Genomic DNA, 12,201 nt, shown 5'->3' with positions numbered 1-12,201 from the left:
ATTGGTCATTGGTCATTGGTCATTGGTCATTGGTCATTGGTCATTGGTCATTGGTCATTGGTCATTGGTCATTGGTCATTGGTCATTGGTCATTGGTCATTGGTCATTGGTCATTGGTCATTGGTCATTGGTCATTCGTCATTTGCGATAATTGAACGGTTAGGTCAGGGCGGGTTTAGTTACATCAGGGTGACAAGGAAATGTTAGTAGTAAAACCCGCCCCTACATCCCCTTATAGGTGTAGGTTTTTTATTTTAGGGTGGGGACTAGACTTGGAGGACAAGGGAGGAAAGTAGACAAGGGGGAAAACCTCCCCATCTTCCAGACGTAGCATGCTACGTCTCTACATTACTTCCCATCTCTGGCAATCTTGGCGAAAGAAGGCACAGATTGGGCTTACTATTGGGTAGTTTCCCCTGTTGGGTTCACTACCTTCTGACACATGACTGAAGGATCACATCGCATTCAGACGAGTCGCCTGGTATTATTTACGACGCTTTGGCTAACCTTATTTATTTTATCGGTTAAAGTTTCTGCGGCTTGGGCGACGCGATCGCTGAGTCTGATGGCAGAATCGATGCAGACGTTACTGGTTAGCTTCAGTACCCTGCTGAGTTTATATAAGCTAATCGCCCATGAGCATCCCATCCGGCGATCGGTGTATGGTCATGGTAAGTGGGAAACCCTGATCCTATTCTTACTGATTGGCTTTTTTGGGTTTACCGGATTAAATGTCTGGGGAATGTCAGCGCAACAATTATTGAACCAACCGTCAGAGGAGTGGTTGACGTTTCCGGTGCGAGTAAGTTTACCCCTGATTCAATTACTCGCCGTTGTGATCATTACCAGTTTAGGATTGGCATTAGTGGGACGGTATCAGGGGAAACAACTTAGAAGCGCTGCTTTAGGGTTTAATGCTCGACAACTGTTGTTGGATGTGTGCCTGACTCTGGTTGTACTCCTAGGACTTTTGGGCGTCGAGGCGGGTTGGGTTTGGCTGGATGTGGTGCTAGCCATTGTCCTGGTTCCCGTGGCGGTGAGGAATTGCTGGCAAGTGATCAACTGGCAATTTCCCCTACTGGTTGAGCAAACCGCGATCGCTCCCGAAATTCTAGCGCAAATTGCTCATCAAGTTGGCGGAATTACCCACTGTTATCATATTCAGTCACGGGGAGTTGTCGGGCGTTATGTGTATATTCAAATGCACCTGATCATCCATCCTGAATTTGCTGGCGTAACCTCTGTACTGGTGGAACGAATTAAGGGCATGATTGAGGACGAATATGGTCCAGTGCAGGTGACATTTTATATTGATGATGATTTTAAGGTGGCGGCAAATCGTCATCGTTCAGGGTTAATGTCAGATCACAATGGTGATAGTCAAAATAATCCTGAGTTCGGGGATTGGTAATTTGTCATTGGTCATTGGTAAGTAGGTTGGTGGAAATAAACTTAACTAGATTAAGTTAGGTAAACAAGCCTCAAACCCTTACTGTTCCCTGTTCCCTGTTCCCTGTTCCCTAATCTCCACCGCTAACTTTAATTGTGTCCACCTACTTAATTTGTCATTGGTCATTTGTTATTGGTCATTTGTCCTTTGTCCTTTGCGATAATTGAACGGTTAGGTCAGGGCGGGTTTATTTATATCAGGGTGACAACGAAATGTTAGGAGTAAAACCCGCCCCTACAAATGATGTTTTATCGGAATGTCTCTACAACCCCTGATAACTGATAACTGATAACTGATAACTGCTTCAACCATCTCCCTTATCTCCCTTATCTCCCTCATCTCCCTCATCTCCCTCATCTCCCTCATCTTCCTCGTTTTCTTCATCCGGAAGAGTAATATTATACTTTTCTAATTGCTCCTGTAACTTGGCTTCCCGTCTCTCCATGTCTTGCTCCTGGGATTTTAATTGAATTTCCAAGGCTTGAATGTTTTCGCGACGGGCTTCCATTTCAGCACGCTGGCGGGTTAAATCTTGACTTTGTAATGTCAAATCCTGTCGCCATTGTTCAGTGCGGGTCACTTCTTCCTGCAAAAACATGGGCGTAATTCCGATAGTTAAATATCGGTGGACGAAGTTTAAAACCCACTCTTTGGCAGGTTGAATCGTCACAACTTCCTTATCGTCCGAAATATCGACCAACACTAACGAGCCTTGATGAAAGGAGTTCGCAGCATCCAGCGAAATGCTTTCTGGTGGATTAATGACTGCCCAACAATCATCCGATTCTTGACGGGCTAACAATTGGAGTTCAATGCTGCCGTCTTTGTCATTTTTTTGCACTTCACCCAGATGTAGCATAGCCTGTTAGTTGTTGGTCGTTAATGAGCAAGGAATTGATTTTCACGAAGGAATAATGTATCTTCATGTTTACAGTCGCTTTAGGCGATCGCGCAAGATTTCGGCTTGATGCATAGATTCACTCAATGCATCCTTAGCACCCTGAACAATAGGGGCGGGGGCTTTATTGACAAAGTTGGGATTCGCCAAACGACTCGACAGAGATTTGACTTCAGCATCGATTTTACTGAGGTCTTTTTCTAACTTAGCGCGAAGTGTTTCAACATCAACTAAACCCGCTAGAGGAATAATCACTTGAACGGTGCCAGTTACACCTGCCATGGTGGTTTTCAGTTCTTCGGTTAAGGCTGGCACAATGGTTAAGGTATCGACTTTGCCTAAGTCTTGCAGGTAAGATTCACCCTTCTGTAGAATCTCTCGTTCATCCGGATTTTCACTTTGCAAAAGCACCGGGGCTTTTGTTTTGGGTTTAACCCCTGCTTCAGCCCGCAGGTTACGGATGGTGCGGATTGCACCAATGAGTAACTCGAACTGCTTTTCTAGGTCTTGATTGATGGGAAATACACCCGGTTCGGTTTCCGAGTCGGGTAGCGCGGGATAGGGTTGTAGCGCTAAACACTCGTCCGTCTTTTGCGTTAAAGTATGCCAGATTTCTTCGGTAATATGTGGCATAAACGGATGTAACAGTTTCAGGATACCATCGAGGACGTGCGCCAGGGTTTGCTGGGCGATTTGCCGCGATTGCGTTCCCTGCTGTCGTAACCGTTGTTTGACCAGTTCGATGTACCAGTCACAAAAGTCGCCCCAGATAAAGTCATAGAGTCCCTTGGCGGCTTCTCCCAAACCGTACTGATCGAGATCCTGACGGGTTTGAGTAACAACTTGATAAAAGCGGGAGAGAATCCAGCGATCGCTTAATTCTAATGTATCCCGTTCCTGTGCCAATGGCGAACCCAAAGCTTGGGGTGGTTTCCCATCCAGATTCATCATCACAAACCGCGCCGCATTCCACAGTTTATTGGCAAAGTTGCGCGAGGCTTCTACGGATGCGGATTCATCGGTCTGGCGATTGTACTCTAAACGAATGTCTTGACCTGCACCGGCGACTTCCCGGATTAAGGTATAGCGCAGCGCATCGGTTCCGTATTTCTCGATCAGAAGCAGCGGATCAATACCATTATTTGCCGACTTGGACATCTTTTTGTTATTTTCATCCCGGACTAAGCCATGGATGTAAACGGTTTGGAATGGCATTTGATCGGTGAAATACCCACCCATCATCGTCATCCGGGCGACCCAGAAAAAGATGATATCAAAGCCTGTAACCAAGACAGTGGTCGGATAGTACGTCTCTAAATCCTTTGTCTGTTGGGGCCAACCCATGGTGGAGAAGGGCCACAAGCCGGAGGAAAACCAAGTGTCGAGAACGTCGGGGTCTTGGATTAGCTTGACAGATTCGCCAAATTGTGATTTGGCTTTTTCTAAGGCTTCGGCTTCACTATGAGCCACGATCAAGGGAGTATGATCAGTAATTTCGCCTCCGGTTTCACTCACCGCATACCAAGCGGGAATTTGATGTCCCCACCAGAGTTGGCGAGAAATGCACCAGTCCTCTAATTTAACTAACCAGTCCCGGTAAACTTTTGTCCAGCGATCGGGGACGAAATTGGGGGAGTTCTGCTGATCCAGTGATTCCAGGGCTTTATCCGCCAGGGGACGAATCTTGACGAACCATTGGGTTGATAATAGCGGTTCAACCGGAACTTTGCCGCGATCGCTATAGGGAACCGTATGATGATAGTCTTCAACTTTAACCAGACAGCCATCCGCCTCAAGGCGCTGCACCACATTTTTCCGGGCGACAAATCGGTCTTGTCCTTGAAACTCACCCGCATTTTCATTCAGCGTGCCATCTTTATTCAGAATATTAATAAAGGGCAAGTCATGGCGTTTACCCATCTCAAAGTCATTGGGATCATGGGCGGGTGTAACTTTGACGCAGCCTGTCCCGAAACTAGGGTCAACCAACTCATCCCCCACCACGGGAATCTCTCGCCCCATAATCGGCAAGGTTAAGGTTTTGCCAATTAAATGCTGATAGCGTTCATCCTTGGGATTCACCGCCACTGCTGTATCTCCCAGCATCGTTTCCGGGCGAGTTGTCGCCACTTCCACCGCCCCATTTCCCTCAGTCAGGGGGTAACGAAAATGCCACAGATGACCATTAACCTGCTTATTTTCCACCTCCAAATCCGAAACCGCCGACTGGGACTGGGGACACCAATTCACCATATATTCACCCCGGTAAATCAGTCCGGCGTCATAGAGTTGGACAAAGGCTTCCAGCACCGCATTAGACAAGCCTTCGTCCATCGTGAACCGTTCCCGCGACCAATCCACCGACACGCCTAAGCGACGCAATTGGTTAACAATCCAACCCCCTGATTCTTCCTTCCATTGCCAAGCGCGATTCAGATAGGTTTCCCGTCCCACATCTTGACGAGTTTTGCCTTCAGCTTTCAGTTGCCGATCTAAGATTGTGGACACAGCAATACTGGCATGGTCAGTCCCCGGTAACCACAATGTATTACAGCCTTTCATCCGGTTGTAGCGGACGAGGATATCCATAATCGTTTGTCCCAAGGCGTGACCCATGTGCAGGCTACCGGTGACGTTAGGCGGTGGAATCACCATGGAATAGGGTTCACCACCTTGTTCTGGGTTGGCTTGAAAGACGCCCTGTTCTTCCCAAAACGTCTGCCATTTGGCTTCAGTCGTCGTGGGATCGTATTGAGTGGGTAAGGAGGGAGTGGTTGCTGTCATTGGAATCTTGGGTTTTACGTTCAATTTTGCCATATCCGATGACGGGGTTTGGGGTTCAGGGAGGTTATTCGGCTAAATCGGGTCACTAACTCCCATTTAATGTGGGACAAGGCAGAAGGCAGAAGGCAGAGGGCAGAAGGCAGAGGGCAGAAGGCAGAAGGCAGAGGGCAGAAGGCAGAAGGCAGAGGGCAGAAGGCAGAAGGCAGAGGGCAGAAGGCAGAAGGCAGAGGGCAGAAGGCAGAAGGCAGAAGGCAGAGGGCAGAGGGCAGAAGGCAGAAGGCAGAGGGCAGAGGGCAGAGGGCAGAAGGCAGAAGGCAGAAGGCAGAAGGCAGAAGGCAGAAGGCAGAGGGCAGAGGGCATACAAGGAAAAATTAGAATTTATGCCCAGGTACTGATCAATTCCTCAAACCCTGACGTAGCTTGCTTCTCGCGAAGCGAGTAGGACGAAGGACAAATGACAAATGACGAATGACAAATTTCTCCGGACTGAAGTCTTGTTATTTTTTCAGACCACGGTAAGATATAAAAGCCTCATGCTAAGACCCGATTATACATAAGCAAGAGGCAATTGCCTTTGTGCCACTTTGGTGTTAGCTGATGAAACACACCCTTTCAGTTTTAGTCGAAGATGAAGCTGGCGTCTTAACTCGCATTGCTGGTTTATTTGCCCGTCGCGGCTTCAATATTGAAAGTCTTGCCGTGGGTCCTGCGGAAAAAGTGGGAATTTCACGGATTACGATGGTAGTGCCTGGGGATGAGCGATCGATTGAGCAACTCACCAAGCAACTCTACAAGCTGATCAATGTGATCAAGGTTCAAGAGATTACCACCACGCCTTGTGTTGAGCGGGAATTGATGCTGATCAAGGTTAATGCCAGCAGTTCCACGCGATCGGAGATCATTGAACTAGCCCAAGTCTTCCGGGCGCGGGTGGTGGATATTGCCGAGGATTCCCTGACCATTGAAGTTGTGGGAGACCCTGGAAAAATGGTCGCGATCGTCCAGATTTTGAGCAAGTTTGGACTGCGAGAAGTCGCCCGGACAGGAAAAATTGCCCTGATCCGCGAATCCGGTGTCAATACCGAATATCTCAAGTCCCTGGAAGCCAAAGTATAGCTGAAAACCCGAATCCCCACTCAGTCATCGACACCCTTGGGGAGGTGAGAAAGGAGACACCCCCTTTTATTCATCTGTAGGGGTTCATCTGTAGGGGTTCATCTGTAGGGGCGGGTTTAGGAATTACGTTGTCCGATTAATGATAACCTTTGTTCAAAACCCGCCCTTTCTCAGTTTCCGTTATGAAAGACCTACTCAAAGCTGATCAACCGTAGTCAGACCTAACCTTGATGCTTACTTCCTGTTTCACTCTGGCAGTGACGGCACTTAACCAGTCCACAGGCTCTCCCCCACCTAACTGGCGGCTATCTCCAAATTAATGGAAGCATTGAAGTCCCGGTCAATTTCTAACCCGCAATTGTCACACCGGAAAACTCGCTCAGATAAGGGCATTTCATCTTTGACGGTATGGCATCTTGAGCAAGTTTTAGTTGAGGGATACCATCGGTCTACCATGATTAAGGTTGACCCATACAATTGGCACTTGTACTCTAATTGGCGTTTAAACTGTTGCCTAAGCATGGAAGTTACCTCCCATGCTCGGCTTCAAAACCGTGCGTGAGACTTTCACCTCACACGGCTCCTCAATTGATTGGCACTTGTCATGTGTACCAAGACTTCCATCCCTGGTTGTCTTTTCATCATGGCAGTGTCGATGGAGTGCCTGAAGATTGTCCAGGATGTCTTTTCCTCCTCTTGATTTGGGGATTTTATGGTCAATCTCTATTAGGTCGCCATCCTTAAAGTACAGTCCGCAATGGGTACATTTTCCTTTTTGTCTTTTGAGAAGTGTTGCCATCCTTTTTGATATCTCTGGATGTTTTCCCATTCTTGCCGTCCAATAGACCCAATTTCCATTGAAGGGGGAGGTATCACCTTTGACCTTTGTATGTCGCACAATTTTTGTGTCTACGTGGTCGATAAGATGCAGGGAATCCGTCTGGTTATCTCTTAATAAGAACGTCCAGTTGTCTCCTTTTCGGGAGTGCCAGTATTTCCTTTTTACCCATCCCCATGTTTTTCGAGGGTGTCTGTATTCTGCCCAAGCTCTTAATTTGTGGTACATTCTGTCATCCAGTTCAGAGAAGGTTTCTGTACTGGATACAGATGAGTAGTAGTTTGCCCAACCTTTAATTATGAGGTTGAGTTTACTGATTAAAGCTGCTTGTGGTGCTGCTCTATGAGCGTTAATCACCCGGCATAGCTTTTCGTAATGTACCTTGATGGATTCCTTGCTTGGGGTAATGATGGTCTTGAACCCTAGTTTATTACCGTAGGCATCTGTTCCACTGTGGTGTTTACCTACGGGAAACTGACGGATTTGGAACCCCAGAAAGTCGAATCCAGGGGACTGTTGCTCATACTGTACGAGGGTATGAGCCAGCCTCGTCTTTTCGGGCTTCAATTCCAACCCCATACCTTTTAACCACTCGGAAATTATCTCCTTACATCTTTGAACAACGGTTAGACTTTCGTGGAGAATCACAAAGTCATCGGCATAGCGGATTATGTTTAGGCTTTGGCGTTTATTGCTTTTACCTAGCTGTTTGCCTCTTTTATCTCTCATATCTAGAGTTTCGGCAAACTGTTTTACCCGCTCTTCCATTCCGTGAAGGGCAATATTTGCTAATAGAGGAGAAATGACTCCTCCCTGCGGTGTACCCTCAGATGTTGGAAACATCTTATTTCCATCCATAACACCAGCTTTTAACCAAGCACGTATTTGTCTGCCTATGGTAGGAGACGTATTTAGCTTTGTGAGTAGCTGTTTGTGGTCGATTTTATCGAAACATTTGGCTATATCTGCATCCAGGACCCATTTGGGTTTCCTATTGATAGCAGTGAATATTGCTTCGATAGCATCTTGGCAGGAGCGTCCTGGTCTGAACCCGTAAGAGTTGGATTCAAATCGCGCTTCCCATTCCGGCTCTAATACCGTCTTGACTAGCGCCTGTAATGCGCGGTCTTTCATTGTGGGAATTCCCAAAGGTCGTTTTTCTTCCTTTCCCGGTTTGGGAATCCATATTCTCCGGGTTGGTTTGACCTTTGACCCAAGTTTTAAGTTACCCAGTAGGTTCAAACGTTGCTTTGGGGTCAGACTTTTTTGCCCATCCACACCTGCCGTTTTCTTCCCCTGGTTTTCTTGGGATACCCTACGAACCGCTAGACATTTTGCCGCCCAGGACTTCATCAGGAGTTTTTGGAGTCGTCGGACTGTACGAACATCGCCACGACTACTGGCTCTGTAAATCCGTTTTTGCAGCTTGAACACCATCTTCTCCAGCTTGCGCCAGGGAATTTGGTTCCATTCATACATCGGTTGTTTATCCGTGTTCATGACTTATTTACTGCTACTTACAGCCTTACAATCCAATCAATCGTGAGTCTGTCAGCTTATCCTCTCCCATTACAGGAGGGCGTTTGCTTTTGACTCAATCCCACCATCTCGTTGCATCCGGTTGGCACCTACTCAGGAATCGACCTTTCCTGAGAGCATTACGAGTGGTTATCTCGTTCCTAACATCCATTGGTTGAACCCTTAGAGCGGTACTATCCACCGGGGTTACTTCGGAAGTGCTTGTTAGACGCTCCACGACTCGTCTAACTCCTTCGCCCTTTGCCTTTTGGCTCCAGTCTGTCAGCCCAATTTGACTGGTTCATGGTAACGATGGTTTAATACCTTCGCTAAAGCTGCTCAGTAGATTCTTGCTCGACGGGTTTCCAATTTAGGGCTATCAGATACCGCCTTTATACCCCGCTTCAGGTTTTGATAGCCAGTCTCTACCTGGGGATATTGCTGTCACCACAAGCACCTGTGGGGTAGGACTTTCACCTACATGGATGTTAAGTTGTCAAGGTTCGATTTCAACCAATACGAGAGGCTGATTTACCTTGCTAGGCATACACTCAGGTTATTAGCCATCATTTGTACCTAAACGAGTCGCACCGTGAAAACCCATATCCTGAATAGCTTTCGCCAGTTTGTGATTAGCCATCATCCCAGACACATTGAGGTTTTCTATTCCTATTCGGCTGTGGTTTTGGGCTAAATAAGATGTGAGCTTGTGTAACGTGTCTTTTCTGATGTTGGCTATCCTTCGGTGCAAACGAGCTATTTTGTTCGAAGCTCTCTTCCAGTTAGCCGAACCAATCTGCTTATGACGGTTCAGCCATTGCAGGCGTGAGAGTTTTTTCTCGTACTTTCGGTAGCTTTTAGCACCTTCTACTATAATCCCGGTAGACAAAACAGCCAACGCTTTTATGCCCAGATCGACACCCACTACTGGGTGAAGTTTGGAACGGTTAATTGGCTCATAGTCCATCTTAAAACTGATGAACCATCGGTCAGCCGTCCTGGATATGGTGACAGACTTGGGCTGAAACCGAACGGGTAACCGCTCATAGGTCTTTAACCAACCAATTTTAGGAACTTTAATCTTGAAATGATCAAGTTCAATTGATCCGTCTAAAGTAAAGCTGTCATGCTTTCCCTTGCGCTTGAACCGAGGCGGTTTTTTGTTTTTCTTGAACGCATCTTTCCAAGCTTGGGCTAATTGTCTAAGCGCAAACTGGGGGGCGCATTTGCTCACCTCATAGTACCAAGGGCAGATGGGTTTAACCAGCGCTACCAGCCACTTGTGCAGGTCAATCGCTGTCGGAAACTTGATTTTATCCTCTCTTGTGTCCTGATTGTGGTCGAGTATCAGCTTGGTTAAACCTAGACCCCAATTCCAAGCATGACGGGAAACACCAGCGTGTTTGGCTAATGCCGTTCGCTGCTTGTTGTTGAGTTTTAGCTCGGTTTTAAAGCCTAACAGCATAGTCTATCTATTCAATAACTGTTATACTCACATTATACATGATAATATGAGTAGAACAGGATGCCTAGGAAAAAAATTTATAACGAGCCTAAACGACGATTCACAATGACTTTGACAGAAACGGCAATAAATTGGCTGGAGGAAAAAAGGGTAGAAATGGGGGCTAACAGTTTAAGTGACACAATTGAACGAATGGCACGAAACCAAGAAAAACTCCTCAAAATGTATAGTGATGAGTAGCTTTGAGCAGGAATTTAGTTACAGTTCTCAGCCCCAAAGCAGGAGATTGGGAATTGGGAAATTGGTGATTAGTGACAGGAAAAATCAGGAAAAATTCTCCCCCAGCTTCCCCAGCTCCCCCAGCTCCCCCAGCTTCCCCAGCTTCCCCAGCTCCCCCTGCTCCCCCTGCTCTAAGAGTCCGATTGCTCGATCGCCTGTGCCACCTGCAACGCTTCAATCAGTTGAGCCATAGCATATTCTAAATGAGCGCCAGCATCAACCGCCACCCAACCATCAGTGGTTTGATGACGCCATTCAAAGTGAAGATGGGGACCCGTGGAAAATCCGGTGCTACCAACCAGCCCAATCACATTACCCTGATCCACCGATTCACCCGGTTGCACAAAAACTTCTGACAGGTGAGCATAGCGGCTTTCTTGAGTCCCTTCCTCATGGCGCAAAATCACCGTTAGTCCGTAGCCACCTAAGTAATCAGCCGTAGCCACCTCACCCGGAGCCACCGCCAACACAGGTGTACCCGTTGGCGCCGCGATATCGGTACCGGAATGGAAGCGTTCCGTTCCCGTAATCGGATGTGTCCGCCACCCGAATACTGAGCTAATTGCGGCTGGAATCGTTAAGGGAAAGATAAAGCTGGCATTGCCAACAATCGGACGACCTACGGGTCGGTTAGAGAAATTATAGTACGTCAGACCCGTGGGAGAGGTTTTGGATGATGGCGTTGGGGAGAGAGAAGAGACAGGAGGACGGCGTGTAAACTGTCTTCCCCCAGAATTACGAGATGTGGCAACCCGTTGCACGGAACGGACTGGGCGTCTCACACTCCCATTGACCGCAACTGGCGGTGTCGGGAGCCGAGTTCCGGTGGTTGTTCTTCCCTGGGGTTGAGATTGAGTCCGTCCTGCGTGAGCCGTTCGGGAGGGTGGTGCAACTTGACCCCCACAACTTCCACTGGTCAATCGTCCGTTGTGCGACACAGTTTGACAGCCTGTTGACCGTTCCGTTACCACCACACGAGGTTTATCAGTTCCTCGTGTTGCTCCCAGACTGTAGTTCGTCGGATCAATATAACTATTATTCGGCGCGGCTGGAGTTTGAGTCGCTGTCTGAGCCGGGGAAGGATCAACAATAACTTTTGGGGGTTTGGCTAAGGTAGCAGGAGCCGGAATGGATAAATCCGGCGCGTTCAGTCTCGGTTTTGCTGCTGGGGGCGTCGCGACTCTCGGTGTGGGTGCAGCCGGAGCCGGAGCTGTAGGTTTACTAACAGTGACAGGTGCAGGGGCGGCGGGTTTAGGCACGGGAGCCGGAGGGCGATAAGCAGGTTTCGGTGCAGGGGCTGGGGGCGCCGGAGGGCGATAGGCAGGTTTCGGTGCAGGGGCTGGCGGTGCAACAGTAGCTTGTGGCGCAGCCGGTTTAGGCTGGGCTGGAGGGGCTGGAGGCGGTGGCGTAAATTTAATCGCTGGGGGAGCAGACGGTGCGGCTGGGACTGCACCTGTGTCAATTGGTGCATCCGTTTGAGCAACAACTAAACCACTACTGAGAAAACCCAGTCCTCCCATTACACTAATGCTCTGCTTCAACCAGGGATACCGATAAAATACGCCCGTTGGGGTGGAATTGGCGGCAGTTTCTTTATTCATTTTTGACTCACTCCTCATGGCTCACTCTCAATATTGAGTAAAACTTTTCAGTCAATTTAAGGGAATGTGACATCCTCCTACACCGACATCGAGCGAAGCCGAGATGTACGGTGTAGGCTTCCAACATCGCTGTTAGACATTGCTGCCCTGCGCCACTTATCTAGGACCCATGCCCCCGACAGCCCGACTTGACAGCCAATTTCTTTCCCCCAGAGTCCCTGGGTACTCAATTGTTCATAGCCTCGGTTACAG

General features: G+C 48.1%; 9 protein-coding genes and 1 pseudogene. 4 read left to right on the top strand and 6 right to left on the bottom strand.

Annotation, left to right across the window (positions count from 1 at the left end; genetic code table 11):
- The first annotated feature begins 442 nt into the window (after positions 1-442).
- Positions 443-1,411, top strand: a complete 969-nt coding sequence (locus tag RIE73_RS36725; protein WP_446405866.1) for a cation diffusion facilitator family transporter — start codon at positions 443-445, stop codon at positions 1,409-1,411.
- 343 nt (positions 1,412-1,754) lie between these two features.
- Here RIE73_RS36725 and RIE73_RS36720 read toward each other — a convergent pair whose 3' ends face one another.
- Together RIE73_RS36720 and RIE73_RS36715 are read right to left on the bottom strand one after the other, a co-directional pair.
- On the bottom strand, positions 1,755-2,309 hold the full coding sequence (locus RIE73_RS36720) for a hypothetical protein (protein ID WP_446405865.1): 555 nt from the start codon (positions 2,307-2,309) through the stop codon (positions 1,755-1,757).
- A 69-nt stretch (positions 2,310-2,378) separates the two neighbouring features.
- Positions 2,379-5,132 (bottom strand): valine--tRNA ligase, encoded by a 2,754-nt coding sequence (locus RIE73_RS36715; RefSeq protein ID WP_446405864.1) that lies wholly within the window; start codon positions 5,130-5,132, stop codon positions 2,379-2,381.
- A 101-nt stretch (positions 5,133-5,233) separates the two neighbouring features.
- On the opposite strand from RIE73_RS36715, the gene RIE73_RS36710 reads away from it, so the two are divergent.
- Together RIE73_RS36710 and ilvN are read left to right on the top strand one after the other, a co-directional pair.
- A complete protein-coding gene (locus RIE73_RS36710; protein ID WP_446405863.1) occupies positions 5,234-5,527 on the top strand; it encodes a hypothetical protein in 294 nt (97 codons plus the stop codon).
- A gap of 202 nt (positions 5,528-5,729) precedes the next feature.
- The gene (ilvN, locus tag RIE73_RS36705; protein ID WP_446405862.1) at positions 5,730-6,248 is read left to right on the top strand and encodes an acetolactate synthase small subunit; all 519 of its coding nucleotides are present in this window, start codon (positions 5,730-5,732) and stop codon (positions 6,246-6,248) included.
- A 294-nt stretch (positions 6,249-6,542) separates the two neighbouring features.
- Here the strand turns inward: ilvN and RIE73_RS36700 are convergent.
- From RIE73_RS36700 to RIE73_RS36690, 3 genes and pseudogenes are all read right to left on the bottom strand, one after another.
- Positions 6,543-6,758 (bottom strand): annotated as a pseudogene (locus tag RIE73_RS36700) (zinc ribbon domain-containing protein); the annotation flags it as partial.
- A 4-nt stretch (positions 6,759-6,762) separates the two neighbouring features.
- Entirely contained in the window at positions 6,763-8,586 is a 1,824-nt protein-coding gene (gene ltrA, locus RIE73_RS36695; RefSeq protein WP_446405861.1) for a group II intron reverse transcriptase/maturase, read from the bottom strand.
- A gap of 577 nt (positions 8,587-9,163) precedes the next feature.
- A complete protein-coding gene (locus RIE73_RS36690) occupies positions 9,164-10,069 on the bottom strand; it encodes an RNA-guided endonuclease InsQ/TnpB family protein (RefSeq protein ID WP_446405860.1) in 906 nt (301 codons plus the stop codon).
- A 105-nt stretch (positions 10,070-10,174) separates the two neighbouring features.
- Between RIE73_RS36690 and RIE73_RS36685 the strand changes: the two genes are divergently transcribed.
- Positions 10,175-10,309, top strand: coding sequence for a hypothetical protein (locus RIE73_RS36685; protein WP_446394105.1), 135 nt, complete (start codon positions 10,175-10,177; stop codon positions 10,307-10,309).
- Between the two features lie 170 nt (positions 10,310-10,479).
- Here RIE73_RS36685 and RIE73_RS36680 read toward each other — a convergent pair whose 3' ends face one another.
- The gene (locus RIE73_RS36680) at positions 10,480-11,949 is read right to left on the bottom strand and encodes a M23 family metallopeptidase (RefSeq protein WP_446405859.1); all 1,470 of its coding nucleotides are present in this window, start codon (positions 11,947-11,949) and stop codon (positions 10,480-10,482) included.
- Positions 11,950-12,201 lie beyond the last annotated feature (252 nt).

Origin of the sequence: Coleofasciculus sp. C1-SOL-03 (assembly GCF_040220555.1) — a bacterium.
Taxonomy (GTDB): domain Bacteria; phylum Cyanobacteriota; class Cyanobacteriia; order Cyanobacteriales; family Coleofasciculaceae; genus Coleofasciculus.
Note: the sequence above shows the minus strand (reverse complement) of the source record. Positions and strands in the feature narration are given on the sequence as shown.